This window comes from Xanthobacter nonsaccharivorans (assembly GCF_043194755.2).
In the GTDB taxonomy this organism is placed as follows: Bacteria; Pseudomonadota; Alphaproteobacteria; order Rhizobiales; family Xanthobacteraceae; genus Xanthobacter; species Xanthobacter autotrophicus_G.
On record NZ_CM195526.1, the window covers coordinates 834,654 to 857,473 of the forward strand.

Here is a 22,820-nt window from a genome sequence, read left to right on the forward strand (position 1 = left end):
GATCCGGCGCCACGCGCCCGGTGAGGGGCCATAGCTCAGTTGGGAGAGCGCTTGAATGGCATTCAAGAGGTCGGCGGTTCGATTCCGCCTGGCTCCACCAAATCCGGTTCGCTGACGCCCTCCTGCATTGTGATTGCCCACCCGGCCGGCTGACCGCAGACGCGGCTTCCGCATCTCGTCCTGCTCCCGGTCGGCTGATTCGCAGCGTTGCCCTGCAGCTGCGCTGCCCCGCTTGTCCGCCGGGATCGCGCCGCTCCCTCAAACGGGGGATGCTGCGCGCGCAAGCTTTCCCTATTGTCGTCCAGGGTTGTGTGCGGCGTCGGTGATGCCGGGCCGTATCGGGCCGGGCGGGGTGGTCAATGGGGGGCGGGTGATTCCGCTCATCTGATTCGTTCGGCGCGTCGCCTCCGGGGCAGCGGTCCACCTGACCGCGAGGGCCCGACGGGTGTCTCGTCCTGCTGCGTCCGTTCCTCCCGCGCCCGCTCCTGTGCCCCTGCATCCATCGGTTGGCGCGGCCCGCCATTTCCGGAGGGAGGGCGACATGGACCTGTGGACGGCATCGGCCGCGGAGGGTTTCTTCCAGCGCAAGCCGGACGACGGGTACGATCCTAAGGCCGTGGGGCTCTGCCTGTCGGGCGGGGGCTACCGCGCCACCCTGTTCCACGCGGGGGCCATCATCCGCCTCAACGAGCTGAAGGTGCTGCCACGGCTGAGCCGCATCTCCTCCGTCTCCGGCGGGTCCATCTGCGCCGGCATCCTGGGCATGGGCTGGAAGACGCTCACCTTCGTGGACGATGTCGCCACCAACCTGCGCGAGGTGTTCGTGCGGCCGTGCATCAAGGCCACGTCCCGCACGCTCGACATCCAGGTCGGCATCGCCGGCTACCTTCCGTTCGTCTCGGCCGGCAATTACCTGTCGAGCCTCTATGACGACCACATCTTCGACGGCTTCCGGCTGCGCGACCTGCCGGCCGCGCCGCGCTTCGTCTTCAACGCCACCAACCTGCAGACCAGCGGCCTCATTCGCTTCTCGCGGGACACCATCGCCGACTGGAAGGCCATCATGTGCCGGGACCACAAGGTGTCGCTGGCGGATGCGGTGGCTGCCTCGTCCGCCTTCCCGCCGGTGCTCGCGCCGCTCCGGCTCGACCTGTTGGAGGAGAAGGTGGAAGCGCCGGAGGGCGCCGTGTTCGACGACCCCGCCCTGCGCATCCGCCCGGTGCTGGTGGATGGCGGCGTCTACGACAACCTGGGCCTGGAGACGGTGTGGAAGCGCTGCGGCGTAATCATCGGCAGCTACGCCGGCTTCAACATGCGGTCGAAGCCGGGGAATTTCGATTTCGGCCACCTCTATCCCATGGTCATGTCCATGACCGCGGCCGGCGTCGACTGGCGCGAGCGCATCCTCGTCGACCTCTTCCAGCACATCCTCGCGGACGGCCTGCCCGAGCGCCGGGGCGTCTACTGGACCGCCGACACGGCCATGGAGAAATTCGCGAAGCACGATGGCTGGAAGCCGTCCAAGGCGGCGCTCGACCGCGCGCGGGATACGCCTACCCGCCTCCAGGCCCTCGACCGGGACCAGCAGCGCACGGTGATCGAGGCCGGCTACGCTTTCGCCGATGCCGGCGTGCGCACCCGCCTCCTGCCCGATGCGCCGCCTCCGGACGGCCCGCCGGACCTGCCCTTCGACGACTGACCCGGCGCGTCGGCGCCCTCAGGTCGCCGCGTCGGCACGGAAGCGGGCGGGCGCGCGGCGCGGGCTGGGCGGGGCAGGGGCGGCGGCCGCCTGCTCCGCTTCCAATTCGGCACGATATTCCGCGATCAGAGTTTCCAGCGGTGGCCCGGCATCCACGCAGGCCAGGGGCCGCAGGCGCGTCTCCACCATGGCGAGGTGGGTCGCCATGGCTTTGCCGGCCCGCGAGCGCTCACCGCCCGCCAGGGCCCGGAAGATCGCGCGGTGCTCGTCGCAGCCGCATTGGGCGCCGGCGCTGTTCTCGTAGAAGGCGACCAGCATCCGCGTGCGCCCCACCAGCTCGCGCGCCTGCTGCTGGATGATCGGGTTGCCGGTCATGGCGGCGAGCAGGAAGTGAAACTCGGCGGAGAGCTTCAGCCAGGTCTCGCGGGCGCCGGTCTTCAGCGCTTCGCTCTCCCGCTCCATATGGTCGCGCAGCGCCTCCACCTGCTCCTGGGTGAGCGTATCCGCCAGATGCGCGGCGATGCCGCCTTCCAGAATGCGCCGCGCCTCGAAGATGAGGTGGATCTCCCCCGGATCGGGGGCGAGGGTGAAGGCGCCGCGGTTCTTCACCACCTCGATCAGCCGCTCGTGCCCGAGCCGGTGCAGCACCTTGCGCACCCGCTCGCGGCTCACCCCGAGGATCTCCGCGAGCCGGTGCTCGCCCAGCTTGGTGCCGCCGGGCAGGCGCCCCGCCAGAAGCAGGCGGGAGAGAAGGGCGTGGATGGTCTCTTCGTCCATGGGGTGGAATCGCAGGCGACGCAGCTTTCTTGCCCCGCAGCATCGGGCGAAAGCACCCCGGGGTCCAGTCCGGGCGGAAATCATATGTTGCACAAATGATAGACTATTGTGCACAATTTTTGCCGATCTGTTCCTGCCTGTCAGACGGCCTGCCATTCCCGCATCAGGCCTAAGACAATGAATAAAAAGGATTATCTAAAATCAGGGCCATGCGGGGCGTCTGGCATGCCCGTTGCGAAGAGAATGGCCGCGTCTTTCGACGCTCAGGAGAGAGCGAAAGGTTTGGCCATGGACATCATCCGCAACAGCGCCCCTACCCGCCGCGCCGTGCTGAAGGCCGGCGTCGCCGCGGCCGGCCTTCTCGCCGCCCCCTCGGTGCTGCGTGCCCAGACGAAGGAGCTCGTCGTCGGCGGCGCCGCCAGCCACAAGCCGTGGGTGGAGGGCATCGTCATTCCGGCGTTCGAGAAGAAGTACAAGGCGAAGGTCATCTTCGAGGGCACGAAATCCCTCGTGAACCTGGAGAAGATGCAGAAGAACAAGGGCGCGCAGTATCTCTCCGTGGTCCAGATGGACGACCCGGTGATGATCCTCGCCGTGAAGGAGGGCCTGCTCGATCCGCTCACGCCGGCCAACACGCCGAACCTCGCGGACCTCGTGCCCGGCGCCGTGCACATGGACGGCATGTGGGCCAATTATCTCCAGCCGTGGCTGGGCATCGCCTACAGCAAGACGGGCATGAAGACCCCGCCGACCTCCTGGGCCGACCTGTTCGAGGCCAAGTACAAGGGCCGGGTCATCATTCCCTCCCTGCAGAACACGGAAGGCCTCCCGCTGGTCTTCATGGCGGCGCACCTCGCCACCGGCGCCTCGTTCGAGGCGGCGCAGAAGGATCCGGATGCCGGCTTCAAGAGGCTCGCCGCCATCAAGGCGAACCTCCTCACCATCTACACCCAGATGCCCCAGGCCTATAACCTGATGGAGCAAGGCGAGGCGCTGATGATCGGCCCCGCGCTCTCCTCCTACGCCAGCGAGCGCAAGGCCGCCGGCGCCCCCATCGACATCGCCGCGCCGAAGGAAGGCGTGTTCGCCATGCCCTCCGGCGTCGCGGTGGTGAAAGGCGCGCCCCAGAGCGAGCTGGCCTTCGCTTATGTGAACGAGCTGCTGTCCGCCCCGCTTCAGGCGGAGCTGGTGGGCCCCACGAGCTCGCTCGGCGCCAACAGGGCGGCGCCGAAGCCCGCCGGCCTGCCGGCGGACCTCAAGGTCATCCAGATCGACTGGGCGAACGTGGCGGCGGAGCGGGGGAACTGGGTCGCCCGCTGGGACCGCGAGATGGCGCTCTGATCCCTATGGAGCGCGCAGCCTCCCCGCCGGGCGCCGCGCCCGGCTTCCTCACCGTCTCCGGCGCCGAAAAGACTTTCGGCGCCGCGCGGGTGCTCGACGGGGTGGACCTGTCCATGGCCCGCGGCGAGTTCGTCTCCCTGCTCGGCCCCTCGGGCTGCGGGAAGACCACCCTGCTGCGCATCGTCGCCGGCCTCATGGCGCCCGACCGGGGCCGCGTGGTGCTGGACGGGCAGGACATCACCCGGCGCCCGCCGCACAAGCGCGACGTGGGCGTGGTGTTCCAGAGCTATGCCCTGTTCCCGCACCTCGACGTGCGGGCGAATGTCGCCTTCGGGCTGAAGGCGCGCGGCGTCCCGGCTGCGCGCATCGGCCCGGCGGTGGAGCGCCTGCTCTCCCTCGTGCGCATGGAGGCCTATGCCGACCGCTCGGTGAAGGCCCTGTCCGGCGGCCAGCAGCAGCGGGTGGCGGTGGCCCGTGCGCTGGTGGTGGGGCCGAAGCTGCTGCTGCTCGACGAGCCCTTCTCGGCGCTGGACCGCAAGCTGCGCGAGGCGATGCAGATCGACCTGAAGCGCATCCTGCGCGAGGTGGGCACCACCGCGGTCTTCGTCACCCACGACCAGGACGAGGCGCTCGCCATGTCCGACCGCATCGCGGTGATGGCGGGCGGGCGCATCGAGCATCTCGGCACGCCGGAAGAGATCTACGAGCGGCCCGCCACCGCCTTCGCCTTCTCCTTCGTGGGCCTCTCCACCCGCCTGCCGGGCCACGTGTCCGCCGCGGCCGGGGGCGAGGTGGTGGTGGACACGGCCGTCGGACAGGTGCGGGCGAAGGCGAATTTCCTGCCCGGCAGCCCGGTGCTGGTGGGGGTGCGGCCCGAACGCATGGTGGTGGGCAACGCCTTGGCGAACCGCATCGTCGCCCCGCTCGCCGACGTGGTGTTCAAGGGCGCGCGGGTGCAGCTTCTGTTTCACGCGCCGGAGGGAGCGGAGATCGTGGTGGAGGCAGCACACCTGCCGCCGGGCGCAGCCTCGGGCTATGAGAGCATCCTCTCGTTCGCGGTGGAGGACACCCTCGTCTATCCCGCCCCCGACGCGCTGCCGGACCTGGGGGTCGCGGCATGACGCGGGCGCGCCTCGACCCCGTGGCCCTGCTGGCGTTGCCGGCGGTGGCCTACCTCGTCCTCGTCTACGGCCTGCCGCTGGCGGGCCTGCTCGCCCGCAGCGCGATGGTGGACGGCACGCCTTCGCTCGCTTCCTTCGCCTCTTTCTTCGCCGACCCCTTCTCGTGGACGGTGATGGGCAACACGGTGCGGGTCGCCGCGGCGGTCACGGCCCTGTGCCTCGTCATCGGCTATCCCACCGCGCTGGCCCTCGCCCGGGCGCGGGGCTGGGCGCAGGCGCTGATCCTGGTGGCGATCATCCTGCCGCTGTCGGTGGGCGTGGTGGTGAAGGCCTTCGCCTGGCAGATCGTGCTCCGGCGCGACGGGGTGGTGTCCCAGCTTCTCGTCGCGCTGGGCGCATGGGACGAGCCGCAGCGCCTGCTCTTCACCGAGACAGGCCTGGTGGTGGGCGCGGCCAACGTGTTCGTGCCCTTCATGATCCTTCCCATCTACTCGGTGCTGAAGCTGGTCGACCCGCGCCTCACCGAGGCGGCGGCGACGCTCGGCGCCTCGCCGCTCCACCGCTTCTTCCGGGTGGCGCTGCCCCTGTCGCTGCCGGGGATCGTGACGGGCATCGCCTTCGTCTTCGCCATGGCGACCTCCATGTATGTGGTGCCGAGCCTGCTCATCGGCGACCGCTTCCAGACGCTGGCGACCCTCACCGGTCGCTCCTTCCTGTTCATGCGCAACGCGCAGCTGGGCTCCACCACGGCGGTGGTGCTGCTGGTGCTGTCGGTGGCCGTGGTGGTGGGAAGCGCCGCCCTCTCGCGCCGGTTCGGAGGCGCCTCATGACCCTGATCGAGCGCATCGCCAATGCCGCGGTCTGGATCGTCGCGGCGGCCACCGTGGTCTTCCTCCTCACCCCGCTGGCGGTGACGGTGGCGGTCTCCTTCGGGTCGAGCGCGGTGTTCACCTTGCCGGCACCGGGCTGGTCGCTGCGCTGGTACGAGGCCATGGGCCGCTCGCGGGACCTGTGGCCGGCGGTGGCGACCTCCGTTCAGCTCGCGGCGCTCTCCACCCTCGTGGCGCTGGCGCTGGGGGCGCTGGCGGCCATCGGCCTGCTGCGGGGGCGGTTTCCGGGGCGCGATTTCGTCGTCACCTTCCTCGTCTCGCCGCTGATGCTGCCGGGGCTGGTGCTGGGCATCGCCATGCTGGAGGCCTTCCGCGCCGCCGGCCTTACCCATGTGTGGACGAGCCTCGTCCTCGCCCATGTGGTGATCACGCTGCCTTACGTGGTGCGGACGGTCTATGCGGCGCTGAGCCTGTTCGACTTCACGCTGATCGACGCGGCGCGCACGCTGGGCCTGTCCTACCCGAAGGCCGTCGCCAGGGTGATGGTGCCGGCGCTGGCGCCCGCCTTCGTCACCTCGGGCATGTTCGCCTTCCTCGCCTCCATGGACAATTACCCCATCTCCATCTTCTTCACCGACGCCTGGACCAAGACCTTGCCCATCAAGATGCTGCAATATGTGGAGGAGAGCCCCGATCCGATGATCGCGGCCATCTCCACGCTCCTCATTCTCTTCGCCGTGCTGGTGCTGGTGGCGGGCGACCGGCTGGTGGGCCTGCGGCGGATGGCGGACCTGTGATGGACGCGCCGAACACCGATCGCGACTTCCTGGGCTACGGCGGCCATCCACCGGCGGTGCGCTGGCCGGGCGGCGCGCGGCTCGCCGTCTCGGTGGTGGTGAACGTGGAGGAGGGCGCCGAGCTCTCCCTCGGTGCCGGCGATGGGCGCAACGAAGGCGTCTACGAGGTGGCGGACGAGGTGGTGGGCGCGCGCGACCTGTGCATGGAATCCCACTTCGAGTATGGCCCGCGCGCCGGCTGGCCGCGCATCCGCGCGGTGCTGAAGCGCTATGGTGTCGCCGCGACGCTGAACGCCAACGGCCGGGCGCTCGCCCTCTGCCCGTGGATCGCCCGCGAGGGCGTCGCCGATGGCCATGAGGTGGCGGCGCACGGCTGGCGCTGGGAGACCCATGCCCACATGGCGGAGGAGGAGGAGCGGGCCGCCATCGCCCGCACCGTCGAGGCCATCACCGCGGCGGCCGGCGCCCCGCCGCGCGGCTGGCACACCCGCTCGGCCACCTCGGTGAACACCCGGCGGCTGCTGCGCGAGCATGGCGGCTTTCTCTACGATTCCAACGCCTATAACGACGATTTGCCCTATCTGGTGCGGGAGGACGGCGCGGACAGCCTGGTGCTGCCCTATGCCTTCGACACCAACGACATGCGCTATTCCCCCGGCGGCGGCTTCGTGTTCGCCGACGACTTCGCCCGTTACTGCATCGATGCGTTCGACAAGCTCTATGAGGAAGGTGAGGAGGCGCCGCGCATGATGTCGGTGGGGCTGCACCTGCGCATCATCGGCCGGCCGGGCCGGATCGGCGGGCTGGAGCGCTTCCTTGCCCACGCGGCGGGAAAGGCCGGCGTCTGGTTTGCCCGGCGGGAGGACATCGCCCGCCATTGGCTTGTGGCCATCGGGCGGGAGGACCTCATCCGTCGGGCGCTGGGCGCCGATGCGGCGAAGGCCGCGAGATGACCCGCCTTCTCCTCCTCAACCCCAACACCAACACCGCGACCACGCAGGCCATGCTCGCCATCGCCCGCCGCGCGGCGCCGGAAAGCGTCGTGATCGCGGGGCGCACAGCTCCGCGCGGGCTGCCGCTCATCACCGACGAGGCGGCCCTCGCGGTGGCGGCGGACGCGGTGGCGGAACTGGTCCCCGAGATCCGGGCCGATGCGCCGGACGGCGTCATCCTCGCCGGCTTCGGCGATCCCGGTCTGGAGCGGCTCCAGGCGGGTCTCGCCTGCCCGGTGACGGGCATCGGCGAGGCCTCCATGCGCGAGGCGATGGATGGGGGCGGGAGCTTCTGCGTGGTGACCACCACGCCGGACCTCGCGGCCTCCATCTCCGCCATGGCGGAGCGGTGCGGTGCCGGGACCCTGTGGCGCGGCGTGGTGCTCACCGAGGGCGACGTGCATGCGGTGATGGCGGACGAAGGCCGCCTCCTCGCCAGCCTCGCGGCGGCGTGCCGCATGGCCATCGACCAGTCGAAGGTGGCCGCCGTCATCATCGGCGGCGGGCCGCTGGGGGTGGCGGCGGACGTGCTGAAGACGCGCTTCCCGATCCCCATCATCAACCCGGTGGTCGCCGCCGTGCGTCTTGCCCTGCGCCGCTGCGCGGAGCGGTAGAGCGCGGTCCGACCGGCCTGCATGGCAAGCCGGTCGGACGATGCGTTCTCTGTCCTGAAGCGATGGGCGACACATCGAGTACGTGGCTTCAAGCAACCCGGATCGCGTTCAGGCGCGCGGCACCTGAAAGAGGCGCGCCGGTGCCGCGACATCAAACCAGCATCTGCAGATCGGCATCCACGGCGATGGCCTGGCCGGAGATGGAGGAGCCGAGCGGCGAGGCCAGGAACACCGCCACGTTGGCGAGGTGCTGCGGCGGCACGAGCTTCTTCAGCGAGGTGGCGGCCAGCGCCATGGCCTGCACCTGCTCCACCGACAGGTTGCGCTCGCGCGCCTTGTTCTGGAACACCGACTGGATGCGCGGGCCGTCCACCGAGCCGGGCAGGATGGCGTTGGCGCGGATGCCGAACTCGCCGAGCTCCATGGCGAGCGACTTGATGAAGCCCACCACGCCCCATTTCGCCGCCGCATAAGGCGAGCGCAGCGGAAAGCCGAAGCGCCCCGCCGCCGAGGACAGGCCGATGATGGAGGGGTTGGCGCTCTGCTTCAGCGCCGGCACGGCAAGCCGGGTGACGTTGAAATGGCCGGTGATGTCCACGGCCAGCGTGCGGTCCCAGTCCTCCGGGGAGATCTGGTCCACGCGGCCGGTGGGGCCGGCGATGCCGGCGTTGTTCACCAGCACGTCGAGCCCGCCGAGCCGGCCGAGGGCCGCCTCCATGTAGCGGCCGACAGCGGCGCGATCAGCCACATCGCACACCGCGCCCACCGCGCCCGGCGCGGTCTCGGGCAGGGCGGCGAGGGCGGCCTCGTCCACGTCGCTGACCTCGACGCGCGCGCCCTCCTTCAGGAAGGCGCGGGCGATCTCGAGGCCGATGCCCCCCGCGCCCGCAGTGATGAGCACCCGAAGGCCGGTGATGCCGAGGTCCATGGCGTTTTCTCCGTAAGGTCCGAGCTTGGGCCGGTTCAGTCCGGCAGGATGCCGCGCGAGAGGATGAAGTCCCCGGCGCTCCAGATGTCCGCGACGAGGGCCGCGCGCGCGGCCTCCGCATCGCGGGCCCGGAGCGCGGCGACGAGGGCGGCGTGGTGGACGTGGGCCTCGCCCTCCCGCACGCGGGCCGGGCCGGCGCGGAAATCGAGGTTCAGGACAGGGCCGATCTGCAGCCACAGCCCCTCGATCATCTGCATGAGGGTGGGCATGTGCGCGGCCCGGTACAGGGCGAAGTGCAGGTTCTTGTTGTGGCGCATGGCGGCTGCGCCGTCGGGCTTCTTCTTCTCCCGCTCGGCGGCGAACAGGCGCTCGTGGCGGACCACCTCGGCGATTTCCTCCTCGGTGGCCGAGGTCGCGGCGGTGGCGGCGGCGAGCCCTTCGAGGCTGACGCGGATGAGGCGCAGCTCCACGAAGCGGGCCTGGGGCATGAGCGGCACGCGCACCGCGCGGTTGGGCAGCACCTCCAGCGCGTTCTCGGCGACGAGCCGCGAGACCGCCTCGCGCACCGGCATGGCGCTGGTGCCGATGGCGCTGGCGAGCCCCCGCAGGGTGAAGCGCTCGCCCGGCGCGGCGCGGCCGGCGAGCAGCAGCTCCTTCAGGTCGCCATAGACCTGATTGGCCAGCGTCTGACGGACGATGCGGCCCATCCGGGCGTCGAGCCCGCCGGCCTCGCCGTCGCTCTCCCCGACCTGCGCGCCTGTCTGTTGCGCCTGCGCAGATGCCGTCTTGTGTTCCATCTTGCCCGTCTGCTATGTGTGATCACAGATAACAGATCGCCGACCCGTTCGGCAATCGCCCGGCGCGGACAGGACAGGGAAAAATCCCGCCACCGCAGGAAAAGCCGGCCCTCTGGGAGGAGACGACGCCTGTGAAAGATCCGAAGCTTCCCGTCCCCGGTCTGTCTGCATCGAGCCTTGCCGCTCCGGTCGCCCGCCGCACGCTGCTGAAGGGGGTCGGCGCGGCCGCCCTGCTCGGCGGCGTGGGCATGCCGGCCATCGTGAAGGCCCAGGCCGACACCATCACCTTCGGCCACCTCACCCCGCTCACCGGCTTCCTCGGCCCGCTCGGCGCCTACGGACAGATGGGCGTGCAGCTGGCGGTGGAGGAGCTGAACGCCGCCGGCGGCATCAACGGCCGCAAGATCAACCTGGTGATGGAGGACAGCGTGAACCCCGCCACCGCCTCCTCCAAGGCGGAGCGCTACATCGAGCGCGACAAGGCGGCGGTGATCATCGGCGAGATTTCCTCCGCCTCCGCGCTCGCCATCTCGCAGGTGGCCGCGCGCAACAAGATCACCTTCTTCAACACCGGCGGCAATTCCGACGCCTTGCGCGGCAAGGACTGCAACCGCTTCATGTTCCACGTGGAAGGGGCGAACACCCAATATGTGAAGGCGGTGGGCGCGGCCATGCTGCGCGACGGCCTCATCAAGGGCAAGAAGCTGTTCTTCCTCACCGCCGACTACGCCTTCGGCCATGACCTCTCGCGCGTCGCCAAGCGCTACATCGGCCAGAACGGCGGCGAGGTGGTTGCGGACGAGCTGGTGCCCACGGATGCCACCGACTTCTCCCCCTACCTGCTGAAGATCCGCCAGGCGCGCCCCGACGTGGTGATCTCCAACCTAGCCGGCAACCAGATCACCAACTTCATCAAGCAGTATTCGGAGTTCGGCCTGAAGTATCCGTTCGGCGGCTTCGGTTTCGACACGGCGGTGGCCTGGGGCGCGGGCAAGGGCACGTTCGGCGGCATCTGGCCCCTGATCTGGCACCACGACGTGCCGGCAGCGGACTCCAAGGCCTTCGTCGCCGCCTTCGTGAAGAAGTTCGGCAAGCCGCCGGAGAACCAGGCCTGGGGCGACTATGTGGCCGCCAAGGTGGTCGCCCGGGCGATGATCGAGACCAAGAGCACCGACAGCGCCCAGCTCATCGCCTTCTTCGAGAAGGAGCCGGAGCTGGACATCCTGAAGGGCCGCAAGGGCTACTTCCGCGCCTGGGACCACCAGCTGATCCAGGAGATGTACACGGTCACCGCCCGTCCCGTGGCCGAGGTGAAGGACCAGTGGGACCTCATGATCCTCGGCCCCGCCGTGCCCGGGGCGGAGACCGCGCTCTCCGCCATCGCGCCGACGCCGGAAGAGAACGCCTGCACCTTCCCGGGGTGAGGAAGGGGGGGATCCTCCCCCTTCCCCTCACAGGAGAAGGCCGGCGCCGCGCTCAAGAGTGCGGCGCCTGCGTGCCCCGGACCAGCGACGGCGGAGCCGGAGCGCCGATCCGGGGCCCAGCGGAAAATGCGGCGAACCCGGCGATATCCGCCGCGTTCGTCGTCCGCCGGGGTCGTCGATGGAGCCGCCTTCGGCGCATCCTTGCGCCGGGCCTCGGCTCTCCTTCCACGGCGCTGACGCTCCGTTCCAGTCGGCCGGGGCACGACCGTCGCCGCCGTGTCCCGCGCCCTCTCCCGTCCGAACCCGGCTGTGGCCGACTTCGAGGGGAGAGGGAAAGGCTTGTCGCCGCCGATGACCCGATCCGCCTCAGGCCGGAGATGACCAAGATGCCCCTTGAACTCGTCTTCCTCATCGAGCAGCTGCTCAACGGCCTCCTGGTGGGCGTCGCCTATCTGCTCATCGCGCTGGGGCTCTCGCTCATCTTCTCGCTGGGCGGCATCGTGAACCTCGCCCATGGCGGCTTCTATGCCATCGGCGCCTATATCGGCGTGGCGGTGGGCACTAGGTTCGGCTTTCCCGCCGCCTTCCTCGCCGCGCCGATCGCGGTGGCGCTTATCGGCATGGTGATCGAGCGCACCCTGTTCGCGCGCTTCTACCGGGCCGATCCCATCCTGTCCCTGCTGCTCACCTTCGGCCTCGCCATGGTGATCGAGCAGGCGCTGCGCATGGCCTTCGGCGCCACGCCCATTCCGTTCTCCATCCCGGAGTTCCTGAGGGGCCAGGTGTTCATGGGGGACTTCATCTATTCACGCTATCGCCTCGCCATCCTCGGCGTCGCGGCGGCGGCGGTGCTGGGCCTGTGGCTGCTGCTTCAGCGCACCGCCTTCGGCCGGGTGGTCCGGGCCGGCGTGCAGAACCCCGACATGGTGGGCGCGCTCGGCATCTCGCTCAGGCCGTACCTGACCGCGGTGGCGGCACTCGGCATCGGCCTTGCCGGGCTTGCCGGCATCATGCTCGCGCCCATCTCCGGCGTGCATCCGGCCATGGGCGCGGAGATCCTCACCGCCGCCTTCGTGGTGGTGGTCATCGGCGGCCTCGGCTCCTTCTGGGGCGTGGTGGCGGCGGGCCTGCTGGTGGGTCTCGTGCGCGGGCTCACGGTCTATTTCTTCCCGCCCGCCGCCGAAGCCTCCATGTACCTGCTGATGCTGCTGGTGCTGCTGACCCGCCCGAGGGGCCTGTTCGGCGAACGCATCCTCCGCTTCGAGTGAGGCTGAAGATGCTCCAGCAGTCCTCCGCCTTCCGCCCCGAAACCGAGACCCGCCCGGCCAAAGGAGGCGTCATGCTCGCCCGGAACGCCAACCTTCTCATCGCCGCCGCGAGCCTGCTGGTCCTGCCCTCCCTGCTCTCGGCGCTCGGGCTGACCACCACCTCGGCCACCGACGTGGTGATCCTCGCCATGGCCTGCATGGCGCTGAACCTGCTGGTGGGCTACACCGGCCTCGTCTCCTTCGGCCATGGCGCGTGGTTCGGCCTTGGGGCCTATGCCGCGGCGCTCATCCAGCAGAAGCTCTTTCCCGGCTGGGGCGTGGCGCTGGCGTTGCCGGCGGCCTTCGCGGTGATGCTCGCGGCGCTGCCCATCGGCTTCGTGGTGCTGCGGCGCCGGGGCGTCTACTTCTCGCTGCTGACCCTCGCCTTCACCGCGCTGCTCTATTCCGTCGCCTTCCGCTGGACCGAGGTGACGGGCGGCGAGAACGGGCTCGGCGGCGTCCGTCGCGGGCCCTTCCTCGGCCTCGACCTGGAGCAGAACGCCACCTTCTACGCGGTGGTCGCGGTGGTGGCGTTCGTCGTCATCTTCAAGCTGCAGCGCTTCGTGCGCTCGCCGGTGGGCACCGTGCTGGTCGCGATCCGCGAGAACGAGCAGCGCGCGCGCTTCATCGGCTATGACACGCGCTTCTACAAGATCCTGTGCTTCACCCTCTCCGCCGGCATCGCCGCGCTTGCCGGCGCGCTCATGGCCTTCAACCACCGCTTCGCTTCGGCCGATCCCATCGCGGTGGCCTTCTCCGGCGAGCTGCTGGCCATGGTGGTCATCGGCGGCATGCGCAGCTTCCTCGGCCCGGCGCTGGGCGCGCTGTTCTTCGTGCTGTTCCGCGAGTTCCTCTCCATGTGGACGGCCAACTGGCTGTTCTTCTTCGGCCTCTTGTTCATGGCCTTCATCGTCTTCTCGCCCACCGGCCTCGTCGGCGTGGCGGGGCGGCTCCTCGCGCCGCTCAGGAAGAAGAAGGTGGAGGCCGCCGCCATGGGCCAGCGGACGGCGGCGGAGGCCCGCCCGCTGCCCGCCGGCCTCATGGCGCGGCCCCGCTGGGACAGCGCGGCGCCCATTCTGGAAGCCAAGGGCCTGGTGCGCAGCTTCGGCGGCATCAAGGCGGTGCGCGAGGGCGCGGTGGCGGTGAAGGATCGCACGCTCCACGCCCTCATCGGTCCCAACGGGGCGGGCAAGACCACCGCCTTCAACCTCATCTCCGGCATGTTCGCCCCACAGGCCGGCGAGATCCGCCTCGCCGGGACGCGCATCGACGGCCTCGCCCCCAATGCGGTGTGCATGAAGGGCCTCGCCCGCTCCTTCCAGATCACCAACCTGTTCCCCACCCTCACCGTGGAGGAGAATCTGCGCCTCGGCGTGCAGGCCACCCACGCGAGCCGCCTCGATCCCTGGCGGGACGCGGCCTCCATCCCCGAGATCGCCGCCGAGACGAAGGAGATGATGTCCTTCCTCGGCGTCACCGGCATGGAGAAGGCGGAGGCGGGCGCGCTCTCCTACGGCGGCCAGCGGCTGCTCGACATGGGCCTCGCGCTCACCTCCCGGCCGCGCGTGCTGCTGCTGGACGAGCCGCTCGCGGGCCTCGCGGCGGCGGAGCGCACACGGGTGTCCAACCTCATCAAGCAGATTTCCGGCGAGGTGCCGGTGCTGCTGGTGGAGCATGACATCGACCGCGTGTTCGAGCTGGCCGACGCCGTCACCGTCATGGCCGACGGTGCGGTGCTGGTGGACGGCACGGTGGAGGATGCCCGCTCCAACAAGCGCGTGCAGGAGGTCTATATCGGCTCGGGCGCGGCCGCGCTGGCGGCGCGGGATCTCGAATCCGCCGCCACCGACGCCCCCATGCTCACGCTCTCCAAGGTGGACGCCTTCTACGGCAAGAGCCGGATCCTCTCCGGCGTCTCGTTCGATGCGAAGGAGGGGGAGATCATCGCCCTGCTCGGCCGCAACGGCGCGGGCAAGTCCACTTTGCTGAAGACCGTCACCGGCATCGTCAAGCCGGCCGCCGGCTCCATCACGCTCGCGGGGGAGGAGCTGGCCGGCCTTTCCTCCGCGGCTATCGCCCGGCGCGGTGTCGGCTACGTGCCGCAGGGCCGGGCGCTGTTCCACGGCATGAGCGTGCGCCACAACCTGGAGCTCGGGCGGTTGAAGCGCATCACCGGCGCCGGGAAGCACTTCACGGAAGAGGAGGTGCTGGACCTCTTCCCCCGCCTCAAGGAACGCATCGACACGGCGGCGGACCTCCTCTCCGGCGGCGAGCAGCAGATGGTGGCGGTGGCCCGCGCGCTGATGGGCGACACCCGCGTGCTGCTGCTGGACGAGCCGTTCGAGGGCCTCTCGCCGGCGGTGACGGAGGAACTGTTCGACGCCTTCGACCGGCTGCGCCGGACGCTGACCCTCGTCATTGTCGACCACCATCTCGACGTGGTGCTGAACCTCGCCGACCGGGCCGTGGTGCTGGAGCGCGGGCAGGTGATGCACGAAGGCCCCGCCCGCCCGCTCGCCCGGGACCTCGACCTGCGGCGCAAGGTGCTGTGGCTGTGAGGGCCCGGCGCAGGACTCCGCCGAAGGCGGCTTCAGCGGAGATGGCGGACATCGCCGGCTTCGCCGACTTTTCCCCTGGGCCCCGGATCAGCGCTCCGGCTTTGCCGTCGCTGGTCCGGGGTGCGGGGCCGATCGACCACAAGAGGCTTCCATGACCAAGATCGCCATCGTCGGCTCCGGCTTCATCGGCCGCGCCTGGGCCATCACCTTCGCCCGTGCGGGCTTCGACGTGGCGCTCGCCGACAAGGCGGATGGCGCCCCCGAGGCCGCGCTCGCCTATATCGAGGGCGTGCTGCCGGACCTCGCGGCCAATGACCTGCTCAACGGCGCCGCGCCCGAGGCGGTGCGGGCCCGCCTGTCCGCCGCGAAATCCTATGCGGAGGCGCTGGATGGCGCCGCCCATGCGCAGGAGAACGCGCCGGAGGACCTCGCCGTCAAGCAGGCGCTCTATGCCGAGCTCGACGCCATCGCGGCACCGGAGACGGTGCTCGCCTCCTCCACTTCGGCCCTCCTGCCGTCCCTGTTCACGGAACACCTGAAGCACCGCGAGCGGGTGTGCGTGTGCCACCCCATCAACCCGCCCTATCTCATCCCCGCGGTGGAGGTGGTGCCGGCGCCGTGGACCTCGGCCGAGACCATGCAGCGCTCGGCGGAGCTGATGCGCGCCGCCGGCCAGTCCCCCATCGTGATGAAGAAGGAGCTGGACGGCTTCGTCATGAACCGCATGCAGGGCGCCCTGCTGGAGGAGGCCTTCCGCCTCGTCGCCGATGGCTATGCCAGCGTCGAGGACGTGGACGTGGGCATCCGCGAGGGCCTTGCGCTGCGCTGGTCCTTCATGGGGCCGTTCGAGACCATCGACCTCAACGCGCCGGGCGGTGTCGCCGATTATGTGGCGCGCTACCAGCAGATCTACGAGCGCATCTCCCCCGACCAGTGGCGCCGCGTGGACTGGGCCGGCCCGGTGCTCGGCACCGTGCTGGCCGAGCGCCGCGCGCGCCTTGCCGAAGACCGGCTGCAGGAGCGCCAGGTGTGGCGCGACCGGCGGCTGATGGCGCTCGCCGCGCACAAGCGCAAGGCGGCGAAGGATATCGGCGCCTGACCGCGAGACGCCGCACGCATTTCCCGATCATCCAACAGAGGCTCGAAGACGATGGCCGAAGCAGCGCCTGCCAAAAAACCGAACCGCAAGGTGATCATCACCTGCGCCATCACCGGGGCGATCCACACCCCTACCATGTCGCCCTATCTGCCCATCACGCCCGACGAGATCGTCGCCGATGCGCTCAAGGCGGCGGAGGCCGGCGCGGCCATCCTGCACCTGCACGCCCGCAATCCCGAGACCGGCCAGCCGGACCAGACGCCGGAGGCCTTCGCTCCCTTCCTGCCGCGCATCAAGCAGGCCACCAAGGCGGTCATCAACATCACCTCCGGCGGCAGCCCCTACATGAAGGTGGAGGAGCGCGTGCTGCCGGCCGCCACCTTCAAGCCGGAAGTGGCCTCCCTCAACATGGGCTCCATGAACTTCGGCCTGTTCCACCTCGCCGACAAGTACAAGGAGTTCAAGTTCCCGTGGGAGAAGGCGCATCTTGAGAATACGCGCGACCTCGTCTTCCGCAACACCTTCAAGGATATCGAGTACATCCTCTCCACCTGCTACGACAACGGCACGCGCTTCGAGTTCGAGTGCTACGACATCGGCCATCTCTACAATCTCGCGCACTTCCTGGAGCGCGGGCTGGTGAAGCCGCCGCTGTTCGTGCAGTCGGTGTTCGGGCTCCTGGGCGGCATCGGTCCCCATCCGGAGGACGTGATGCACATGAAGCGCACCTGCGACCGCCTGTTCGGCAACCAGTATCGCTGGTCCGTGCTCGGCGCGGGCCGCAATCAGCTGCCGATCGCCGCCATGGCCGCCTCCATGGGCGGCAACATCCGCGTGGGGCTGGAGGATTCCCTCTGGGCCGGCAAGGGCAGGCTCGCCACCTCCAACGCCGACCAGGTGAAGCTCGCGGCCAAGATCATCGAGGGCCTGGGCCTCGAGGTCGCCAGCCCCGACGAGGCGCGCGAGATCCTGGAGCTGAAGGGCGCCGACAAGACCAACATCTGACGGCTCTTTGAGAGCCACGATCCGGCGGGCCTCTCGCCGCGCCGTCGTCCCCGGGACATGCCCGGCCGCGACGGCGGAGCGTGAGGCTCGCAGATCATGCCGCGGCTTCGATCTGCTCCGCCGTCATGCTTCGGAGCGTCCGCGGCATCCACTCGAGCCTCTGCGGGCGGCGCGGAAAGCGGGCGCGCCGCCGCGGAGGGGTAGATCGTCCGGACAAGCCGGGCGATGACGGTGGTGCGGAAGGGCCGCCTGGAGTTTGTTCCGGAGCCCGGCTCGCGCCTCAGCGCACGTGGCGGCCGGTGAGGGCGTAGCAGAAGATGTCGAGCATCTCCGCCTCGCGCTCGTTCACCACGCCATCGGCGGAGACCACCCGCATGCCGGCGCGCAGCAGGGTGGCGATGGCCTCGGTGCCGGTCTCGAACAGGGTGTCGAGGGCGCCTTCCACCGTCTCGCGGGTGGGGCGCAGGCGCGCCACCCATCCGGACAGCCGCTCCCGCTCGGCGCCGGTGAGGTCGATGCCCTCGGCCGCGCAGGCGCGCTCGCAATAGAACACTATCTCCTCCACCTCGGCGGCGCCGACCTCCCGGTCGGCCCGGGCGAGGGCGGCGAGCAGCACCACGCCGGCGCGGCGGATGACGGTGCGGATCTGGTCCCAGCGCTGGTCGTCCGCTTCCATCTCCGGCACCAGGATGGCGTCCTTGGGCCAGAGGAAGCCGAAGGTCTCGTAGAAGAAGCGGGAGAGCGGCTCGCGCCTCGCCCCGTCGAGATCGGTGACGGAGAGGATGCGGTCCACCCGGAAGGACCGGGTGGCCTGCCGCTCGTGGCACTTGGCGATGAGGATGGGCACGCCCTCCACATTGCGCTGCACCGCCCACACCGAGATGCGGCGATGGCTCTCGTTGCCCACATGGTCCACGTAGTCGATGACGAACGACTGGCCCTCCGCCGGGTCGTGGTCCTCCCCGTGGCCGGCGGCGAGGTCGTCGTGCGGGTCGTCCGCAGGCACGCTGACGCGCCCCGCATGGGCATAGAGCGGCGTGCCGAACAGCTCCACGCGATCCATGAGGAAGGTCTTGAGCGACATGATGGCGTTCATGGGGGCGTCACCGGGCAGAAGAGCGTGCAACCTTGATAGCCGGCGGAAGAGGCGCGATCCAGCCTTGTGGCGGGGCAAGAGCGGGGCAATGCAGCCGGAGCGTGCATTCCCGCTTCCTTTTTTGTGGTCGCACGGTTTCAATGCCCACGGGTCGGGGGGCTCGCCATGGGGAAGACCGGGGCAGGGTGGTATTTAGGGGCCGTTGTCCTGGTCGCGTCCTGCGTGTTGCCCGGGCTGGCGGTGGCGCAGCCTGCGGCGGGGCAGGGCACGGCGCAGCCGGTGGCCGCGACGTCGGGCGAGGTGGTGAGCACCCGATACGGTCCGGTGCGCCTTTTCGCCGATGCGCGCGACGGGTCGGGCGAAGGGGGCGAGGCGGTCTTCGGCGCCCAGCGGATCAAGCTTCCCGGCTATGGCTTGTCGCTGGAGGCGAGCTTCCAGATGCCGGAGGCGGACCTCCTCGTCCTGACTTCGGGGAGTGGCGCGCGTGGCATGCCTCCCGCTTATTTTCTCATTCAGGTGACGGCCCAGGGCATGGCGGAGCTGTCCGCCGGCAAGGATTTCAGCACGGCCGATCATACGTTCAGGATGGAGCGGACCGGCATCGGCCTCGTTTTCGATCTCGGCTTTGAAAACAAGCGCAAGAAGAAGGCGATCTACCGCGACGGCGTGCTCACCGTCGAATTCGGCCCCAGCCGGCCCGACGAGCCCTTGAATCGGGAGACCTGCGCGGATCTGCTCAACACCGTCGTCCAATGCCTGGGAAAGGAGGAGTGCGCTGGCGATTCCCTCGACCTGTTTGCCATGGGCACGCAACGGATGCTGTTCGCCCTCGACAACACACCCGGGTTTTCCTCGGACACTTTCTTCAAGGTGTGCCGGGAGATCTGCCGGAGCCGCCGCTACGATGCCCGCGCGGCCCGGCAGAGGATCTGCCATTATTGAAGTGCGCCACACCGGCCTGGTCTCTCGTCCGCATGGCAGCGTGACGCAGGGGCGCATCTTGGTTGCGGCCGCATTCGGTGGCACAGTCTCCCACCCTTGAGGAGACGCACCCGATCGTGACCCGCCACCGCCCCGCATGGAAGGACTGGACCGCGTTGATCGCGGCCTATGTCCTTGTGCTGCAGGCGATCGTGCTGGGGCTCGCGTCGGGGGCCATGGCCGCGCCCCGCTTGGACGGGCCGGGCGCCCTCCTGTGTCACGGCGCCGATCCACGCTCCGCTCCCGCCTCCGGCGACGGGTCCCTCCCGCACGGGGACGAGCCCTGCTGCCCCATGGGCTGCGCCGCCCTCGGCCCGCTGGTGGCTCCGCCCCCGGCGGAAGGCGCGCTGCCCGAGCGGCCCTCGGCCTTCATCGCGGCGCAGGCGGTGCGTGCGGGGGAGGCGCCCCGGCGGGCCGGCAATGCGGGGACGCCGAACCTCGCCCGCGCGCCTCCGGCCGCGTGACGTCCGGGCCGGACGGCCCGCTCCTTTCCCTCAGGCGTTCGACAGGTCTGCCCGGCCCCATGGCGGGCGGGCGACCCTTATCCGGAGCATCCCCATGTCCTTCTTCCTGCGTTCCACGCGCGGCGGCGCGCGCCTGCGCCGGCACTTCTCCGTGGAGGAGATGCTGGCCGCGGCGGCCTTCTCCGCCTGCGCCCTCGTCTTCTCGGCCCAGGCGCTGATGGCGAGCGATTTCAAGGCCGGCCCCATCGAGATCGACCATCCCTGGTCGCGCGCCACCCCCAACGGCGCCAAGGTGGCCGGCGGCTTCCTGGTGCTGAAGAACACCGGCGCCACGCCCGACCGCCTCGTCTCCGCCACCGCGCCCTTCGCCGGCAAGGTGGAGATCCACGAGATGGCGGTGAACAACGGCATCATGACCATGCGGCCGCTGGACAAGGGCCTGGAGGTGCCGGCCGGCGGCACGGTGGCGCTGAAGCCGGGCTCGTACCACATCATGTTCACCGACCTGAAGCAGCCGCTGAAGGAAGGCGAGCTGGTGGATGGCACCCTCACCTTCGAGAAGGCCGGCACCGTGAAGGTGCAGTTCAAGGTCGAGGGCATCGGCGCCGGCGCCCCCGCGCCGGCGCCTGCTGCCGATCCGCACGCCAGCCACACCGGCCACTGACGCCCCCCGGCGTCAGGCAGGGAGGGCGGCCGGATGCGGGGCCTGCCGCCCTCCCGTGGTGTTCAGGCCGCGGGCAGGGCGTCGCGCAGCAGCAGGGCGATGTGGCGCGCCTTGCGGCCCGCGCCGTGCTCGATCTGGTGGCGGCAGGAAAAGCCGTTGGCGATGAGCGGGGCGTCCTCGGCGGCGGCGCGCATGGCGGGGAGCAAGGCGATCTCCGCCATCAGCATGGAGGCGTCGTAATGCTCCGCCTCCAGCCCGAAGCTGCCGGCCATGCCGCAGCAGCTGGTCTCCACGATATCGTAGGAGAAGCCGGGAATGAGGCCGAGCACCTTGCGCGTCGCCTTCATCACCCCGAACGCCTTCTGGTGGCAGTGGCCGTGCAGCACCGCCCGCGGCAGGTCGAGCGGCTTGAGCTGAAGCCTCAGGCCCCGGTTCTGGTGCTCGCGGGCGAGGAATTCCTCGAACAGGAACAATTGCTTGCCCAGCGCCCCCACCTTCTCCCCCAGGCCGAGGCTGTAGAGCTCGTCCCGCAGGGAGAGGAGGCACGAGGGCTCCAGCCCGATGATGGGCGTCTGCGCCGCGATCTCCTTCTCGAACGCGGCGAGCACGCGCTTTCCCTCGCTGCGGGCCTTCTCCACCATGCCGGTGGTGAGATAGGTGCGCCCGCAGCACAGGGGCCGGTCCGGCTCGGCGTCGGCGGGATCGGGCCGGGCGATGCGCACGTGGTAGCCCGCATGCTCCAGCACCTGCTGGGCCGCCTCCGCCACCTCCGGCTCGAAATGGTGGCAGAAGGTATCCACGAACAGGATCACCTCGCCCCGCGGCGCCTCGGCGGCGGCGCTGTCGGTGGCGGCGAAGGGGGCGGGGGCGGGCTCGGGGATGGGCCGCCGGGCGGTGATGCCGAGGAGGCGTTCCGTCAGCCAGGCGAGGCCGGGCACCCGGTTGCGCAGGAGGATGGCGCGGCGCAGCAGGCCGCGGTGCCGGCCGGTCCATTCGGGCACGCCGCCGAACAGCCGGGTGCGGGTGGGCACCCCTTTGATCTCGTGGCGCTGGGCGAGATACTCGGTCTTGATCAGCGTCATGTCGACGGCGGAGGGGCATTCCTTCTTGCAGGCCTTGCAGGACACGCACAGGTCCATGGCCTTGTCGAGCCGCGGATCGGCGAAGGCGTGGGCGTCGCCCCCGTCGTTGAGGGCGGCCTTGAAGGCGGCGACCCGTGCCTCGGTGGAATGGGCCTTGTCCCCGGTGATGCGGTAGCTGGGGCACATGACGCCCTTGCCGGTATTCTGACAATCGCGGCTGTGCATGCACACGGCCACCGCCTTCGCGTAGTTCCCGCCGGTCGCGGGGATTCCGGAATAGGCGTCGCCGATGCCGTAGGTGTCGTAAGCCGACCAATCCAGGAAGGTTTTCATGCCGCGGATCCCGTTCGCGCATGCCCAAGCAAGAAGCGAACCGCAGCGGGACGGCCGGCCCGGTGGCGCACGAGGGGCGGGTGTGCACCACCGGGACCGCCCTGCGGAGCGTCACTGGACGACAGATGCCCCGCAGCCTGGGGGAGGGGCCCCGTGCGGGCCGCCTCCGGTCTCAGCGATGGGAGGGATCAGAAGCGGGTGGTCAGGCTGGTGAGCCAGGCCGGGGAGGCCTGGACCAGCGCCGCCTCGATGGTTTTGTCCCAACCGGTCACGATCAGCAGCCCGACCCCCACCAGCACAAGGCCCAGCAGCGCCTTCGCCCCGGCGCCGCCATTGATCATGCGCGTGCGCCAGCGCATCAGCGTCGGGCGCGACAGGGTGCCGAGCAGCGCCAGCGGCAGGCCGGCGCCGAGGCCGAACAGGGCCATCACCGCCGCCACCTCGCCGAGGTTCCGTCCCTGTGCCGCCAGCACCGAGGCCGCGCCCAGTGTCGGCCCCACGCACGGGCTCCACACCGCCCCCAGCAGCAGGCCGACGGCGAACTGCCCGCCGACGCCCCGGGTGCCGAACCCGGAGAGGTGCCGGCTGGCGAGGTCGCTGACCGGCCCGCCGGCGGCGGCGAGGCGCACCTGGAGCGGCGGCACCGCCAGCACCGTGCCGATGCCGATCATGAGCACCGCCGCCACCAGCCGGAAGGTGTCGCCCTCCAGCCCGATGGCATAGCCGATGGTGGCCACGAACAGGCCGATGGCGACGAAGGAGAGCGCCACCCCGCCGGCCAGCGCCAGCGGGGCGCGGCGATGCTCCGCCGCGGCCGCGCCGAGCACCAGGGGCAGCAGCGGCACCACGCAGGGCGACAGGATGCTGAGGACCCCCGCGAGGAAGGCGAGGCCGAGGCTGCCGATGGCCAT

The 22,820-nt window shown here is 70.2% G+C and carries 21 protein-coding genes and 1 tRNA gene; 16 read left to right on the top strand and 6 right to left on the bottom strand.

Annotated elements, in window-relative coordinates; all coding sequences use genetic code 11:
• The first annotated feature begins 24 nt into the window (after positions 1 to 24).
• Both V5F59_RS03785 and V5F59_RS03790 read left to right on the top strand, forming a co-directional pair.
• Positions 25 to 100, top strand: a tRNA-Ala gene (locus V5F59_RS03785).
• A gap of 441 nt (positions 101 to 541) precedes the next feature.
• Positions 542 to 1,699: a patatin-like phospholipase family protein gene (locus tag V5F59_RS03790; RefSeq protein WP_393980394.1), complete on the top strand. Its 1,158-nt coding sequence runs from the start codon at positions 542 to 544 to the stop codon at positions 1,697 to 1,699.
• Between the two features lie 18 nt (positions 1,700 to 1,717).
• Here V5F59_RS03790 and V5F59_RS03795 read toward each other — a convergent pair whose 3' ends face one another.
• Positions 1,718 to 2,476: a GntR family transcriptional regulator gene (locus V5F59_RS03795; RefSeq protein ID WP_393980392.1), complete on the bottom strand. Its 759-nt coding sequence runs from the start codon at positions 2,474 to 2,476 to the stop codon at positions 1,718 to 1,720.
• Positions 2,477 to 2,764: 288 nt separating this feature from the next.
• On the opposite strand from V5F59_RS03795, the gene V5F59_RS03800 reads away from it, so the two are divergent.
• From V5F59_RS03800 to V5F59_RS03825, 6 genes are read left to right on the top strand one after another with little or no spacing between them, the layout of a single operon-like run.
• The gene (locus V5F59_RS03800) at positions 2,765 to 3,817 is read left to right on the top strand and encodes an ABC transporter substrate-binding protein (RefSeq protein WP_393980390.1); all 1,053 of its coding nucleotides are present in this window, start codon (positions 2,765 to 2,767) and stop codon (positions 3,815 to 3,817) included.
• Positions 3,818 to 3,822: 5 nt separating this feature from the next.
• Positions 3,823 to 4,938, top strand: a complete 1,116-nt coding sequence (locus V5F59_RS03805) for an ABC transporter ATP-binding protein (RefSeq protein ID WP_393980388.1) — start codon at positions 3,823 to 3,825, stop codon at positions 4,936 to 4,938.
• Positions 4,935 to 5,768 carry an ABC transporter permease gene (locus V5F59_RS03810; RefSeq protein WP_393980386.1) on the top strand — a complete coding sequence of 278 codons (834 nt, stop codon included), beginning with the start codon at positions 4,935 to 4,937 and terminating at the stop codon, positions 5,766 to 5,768. Before V5F59_RS03805 ends, V5F59_RS03810 begins: the two co-directional genes overlap by 4 nt.
• Complete coding sequence (locus V5F59_RS03815; protein WP_393980384.1) at positions 5,765 to 6,565, top strand: ABC transporter permease; 801 nt, start codon at positions 5,765 to 5,767, stop codon at positions 6,563 to 6,565. Before V5F59_RS03810 ends, V5F59_RS03815 begins: the two co-directional genes overlap by 4 nt.
• Positions 6,565 to 7,518 carry a polysaccharide deacetylase family protein gene (locus V5F59_RS03820; RefSeq protein ID WP_393980382.1) on the top strand — a complete coding sequence of 318 codons (954 nt, stop codon included), beginning with the start codon at positions 6,565 to 6,567 and terminating at the stop codon, positions 7,516 to 7,518. Before V5F59_RS03815 ends, V5F59_RS03820 begins: the two co-directional genes overlap by 1 nt.
• A complete protein-coding gene (locus tag V5F59_RS03825; protein ID WP_393980380.1) occupies positions 7,515 to 8,171 on the top strand; it encodes an aspartate/glutamate racemase family protein in 657 nt (218 codons plus the stop codon). Before V5F59_RS03820 ends, V5F59_RS03825 begins: the two co-directional genes overlap by 4 nt.
• Positions 8,172 to 8,322: 151 nt before the next feature.
• Here the strand turns inward: V5F59_RS03825 and V5F59_RS03830 are convergent, their stop codons facing one another.
• Positions 8,323 to 9,099, bottom strand: a complete 777-nt coding sequence (locus V5F59_RS03830; protein WP_393980378.1) for an SDR family oxidoreductase — start codon at positions 9,097 to 9,099, stop codon at positions 8,323 to 8,325.
• Between the two features lie 35 nt (positions 9,100 to 9,134).
• Positions 9,135 to 9,896 carry a GntR family transcriptional regulator gene (locus tag V5F59_RS03835; RefSeq protein WP_393980376.1) on the bottom strand — a complete coding sequence of 254 codons (762 nt, stop codon included), beginning with the start codon at positions 9,894 to 9,896 and terminating at the stop codon, positions 9,135 to 9,137.
• 161 nt (positions 9,897 to 10,057) lie between these two features.
• On the opposite strand from V5F59_RS03835, the gene V5F59_RS03840 reads away from it, so the two are divergent.
• The 5 genes from V5F59_RS03840 (at position 10,058) to kce (ending at position 17,289) form a co-directional block, all read left to right on the top strand.
• Positions 10,058 to 11,320 (top strand): ABC transporter substrate-binding protein, encoded by a 1,263-nt coding sequence (locus tag V5F59_RS03840; RefSeq protein ID WP_393980451.1) that lies wholly within the window; start codon positions 10,058 to 10,060, stop codon positions 11,318 to 11,320.
• A 386-nt stretch (positions 11,321 to 11,706) separates the two neighbouring features.
• Complete coding sequence (locus V5F59_RS03845; RefSeq protein ID WP_393980374.1) at positions 11,707 to 12,588, top strand: branched-chain amino acid ABC transporter permease; 882 nt, start codon at positions 11,707 to 11,709, stop codon at positions 12,586 to 12,588.
• An 8-nt stretch (positions 12,589 to 12,596) separates the two neighbouring features.
• Positions 12,597 to 15,185 (top strand): branched-chain amino acid ABC transporter ATP-binding protein/permease, encoded by a 2,589-nt coding sequence (locus V5F59_RS03850; protein ID WP_393980372.1) that lies wholly within the window; start codon positions 12,597 to 12,599, stop codon positions 15,183 to 15,185.
• 151 nt (positions 15,186 to 15,336) lie between these two features.
• Positions 15,337 to 16,284, top strand: a complete 948-nt coding sequence (locus tag V5F59_RS03855) for a 3-hydroxyacyl-CoA dehydrogenase (RefSeq protein WP_393980370.1) — start codon at positions 15,337 to 15,339, stop codon at positions 16,282 to 16,284.
• 51 nt (positions 16,285 to 16,335) lie between these two features.
• The gene (kce, locus tag V5F59_RS03860) at positions 16,336 to 17,289 is read left to right on the top strand and encodes a 3,5-dioxohexanoate:acetyl-CoA acetone transferase (protein ID WP_393980368.1); all 954 of its coding nucleotides are present in this window, start codon (positions 16,336 to 16,338) and stop codon (positions 17,287 to 17,289) included.
• A gap of 280 nt (positions 17,290 to 17,569) precedes the next feature.
• Here the strand turns inward: kce and V5F59_RS03865 are convergent, their stop codons facing one another.
• Positions 17,570 to 18,385, bottom strand: a complete 816-nt coding sequence (locus tag V5F59_RS03865) for a tellurite resistance TerB family protein (protein ID WP_393980366.1) — start codon at positions 18,383 to 18,385, stop codon at positions 17,570 to 17,572.
• A gap of 165 nt (positions 18,386 to 18,550) precedes the next feature.
• Here V5F59_RS03865 and V5F59_RS03870 point away from each other — a divergent pair, with 165 nt between their 5' ends.
• The 3 genes from V5F59_RS03870 (at position 18,551) to V5F59_RS03880 (ending at position 20,494) form a co-directional block, all read left to right on the top strand.
• Positions 18,551 to 19,327 carry a hypothetical protein gene (locus tag V5F59_RS03870; protein WP_393980364.1) on the top strand — a complete coding sequence of 259 codons (777 nt, stop codon included), beginning with the start codon at positions 18,551 to 18,553 and terminating at the stop codon, positions 19,325 to 19,327.
• Positions 19,328 to 19,443: 116 nt separating this feature from the next.
• Positions 19,444 to 19,830, top strand: a complete 387-nt coding sequence (locus V5F59_RS03875; RefSeq protein WP_393980362.1) for a hypothetical protein — start codon at positions 19,444 to 19,446, stop codon at positions 19,828 to 19,830.
• Positions 19,831 to 19,924: 94 nt separating this feature from the next.
• Positions 19,925 to 20,494 (top strand): copper chaperone PCu(A)C, encoded by a 570-nt coding sequence (locus V5F59_RS03880; RefSeq protein WP_393980360.1) that lies wholly within the window; start codon positions 19,925 to 19,927, stop codon positions 20,492 to 20,494.
• Positions 20,495 to 20,556: 62 nt separating this feature from the next.
• On the opposite strand, the gene V5F59_RS03885 is transcribed toward V5F59_RS03880, so the two are convergent.
• Positions 20,557 to 21,909 (bottom strand): (Fe-S)-binding protein, encoded by a 1,353-nt coding sequence (locus V5F59_RS03885; protein ID WP_393980358.1) that lies wholly within the window; start codon positions 21,907 to 21,909, stop codon positions 20,557 to 20,559.
• Positions 21,910 to 22,097: 188 nt separating this feature from the next.
• Positions 22,098 to 22,820 (bottom strand): cytochrome c biogenesis CcdA family protein, encoded by a 723-nt coding sequence (locus tag V5F59_RS03890; RefSeq protein ID WP_393980356.1) that lies wholly within the window; start codon positions 22,818 to 22,820, stop codon positions 22,098 to 22,100.

What these genes read in the sequence shown, in the direction of transcription:
- V5F59_RS03790 (WP_393980394.1), top strand. Translation starts at nt 542, where the DNA reads ATGGACCTGTGGACGGCATCGGCCGCGGAGGGTTTCTTCCAGCGCAAG.
- V5F59_RS03795 (WP_393980392.1), bottom strand. Translation starts at nt 2,476, where the DNA reads ATGGACGAAGAGACCATCCACGCCCTTCTCTCCCGCCTGCTTCTGGCG.
- V5F59_RS03800 (WP_393980390.1), top strand. Translation starts at nt 2,765, where the DNA reads ATGGACATCATCCGCAACAGCGCCCCTACCCGCCGCGCCGTGCTGAAG.
- V5F59_RS03805 (WP_393980388.1), top strand. Translation starts at nt 3,823, where the DNA reads ATGGAGCGCGCAGCCTCCCCGCCGGGCGCCGCGCCCGGCTTCCTCACC.
- V5F59_RS03810 (WP_393980386.1), top strand. Translation starts at nt 4,935, where the DNA reads ATGACGCGGGCGCGCCTCGACCCCGTGGCCCTGCTGGCGTTGCCGGCG.
- V5F59_RS03815 (WP_393980384.1), top strand. Translation starts at nt 5,765, where the DNA reads ATGACCCTGATCGAGCGCATCGCCAATGCCGCGGTCTGGATCGTCGCG.
- V5F59_RS03820 (WP_393980382.1), top strand. Translation starts at nt 6,565, where the DNA reads ATGGACGCGCCGAACACCGATCGCGACTTCCTGGGCTACGGCGGCCAT.
- V5F59_RS03825 (WP_393980380.1), top strand. Translation starts at nt 7,515, where the DNA reads ATGACCCGCCTTCTCCTCCTCAACCCCAACACCAACACCGCGACCACG.
- V5F59_RS03830 (WP_393980378.1), bottom strand. Translation starts at nt 9,099, where the DNA reads ATGGACCTCGGCATCACCGGCCTTCGGGTGCTCATCACTGCGGGCGCG.
- V5F59_RS03835 (WP_393980376.1), bottom strand. Translation starts at nt 9,896, where the DNA reads ATGGAACACAAGACGGCATCTGCGCAGGCGCAACAGACAGGCGCGCAG.
- V5F59_RS03845 (WP_393980374.1), top strand. Translation starts at nt 11,707, where the DNA reads ATGCCCCTTGAACTCGTCTTCCTCATCGAGCAGCTGCTCAACGGCCTC.
- V5F59_RS03850 (WP_393980372.1), top strand. Translation starts at nt 12,597, where the DNA reads ATGCTCCAGCAGTCCTCCGCCTTCCGCCCCGAAACCGAGACCCGCCCG.
- V5F59_RS03855 (WP_393980370.1), top strand. Translation starts at nt 15,337, where the DNA reads ATGACCAAGATCGCCATCGTCGGCTCCGGCTTCATCGGCCGCGCCTGG.
- kce (WP_393980368.1), top strand. Translation starts at nt 16,336, where the DNA reads ATGGCCGAAGCAGCGCCTGCCAAAAAACCGAACCGCAAGGTGATCATC.
- V5F59_RS03865 (WP_393980366.1), bottom strand. Translation starts at nt 18,385, where the DNA reads ATGAACGCCATCATGTCGCTCAAGACCTTCCTCATGGATCGCGTGGAG.
- V5F59_RS03870 (WP_393980364.1), top strand. Translation starts at nt 18,551, where the DNA reads ATGGGGAAGACCGGGGCAGGGTGGTATTTAGGGGCCGTTGTCCTGGTC.
- V5F59_RS03880 (WP_393980360.1), top strand. Translation starts at nt 19,925, where the DNA reads ATGTCCTTCTTCCTGCGTTCCACGCGCGGCGGCGCGCGCCTGCGCCGG.
- V5F59_RS03885 (WP_393980358.1), bottom strand. Translation starts at nt 21,909, where the DNA reads ATGAAAACCTTCCTGGATTGGTCGGCTTACGACACCTACGGCATCGGC.
- V5F59_RS03890 (WP_393980356.1), bottom strand. Translation starts at nt 22,820, where the DNA reads ATGGCCATCGGCAGCCTCGGCCTCGCCTTCCTCGCGGGGGTCCTCAGC.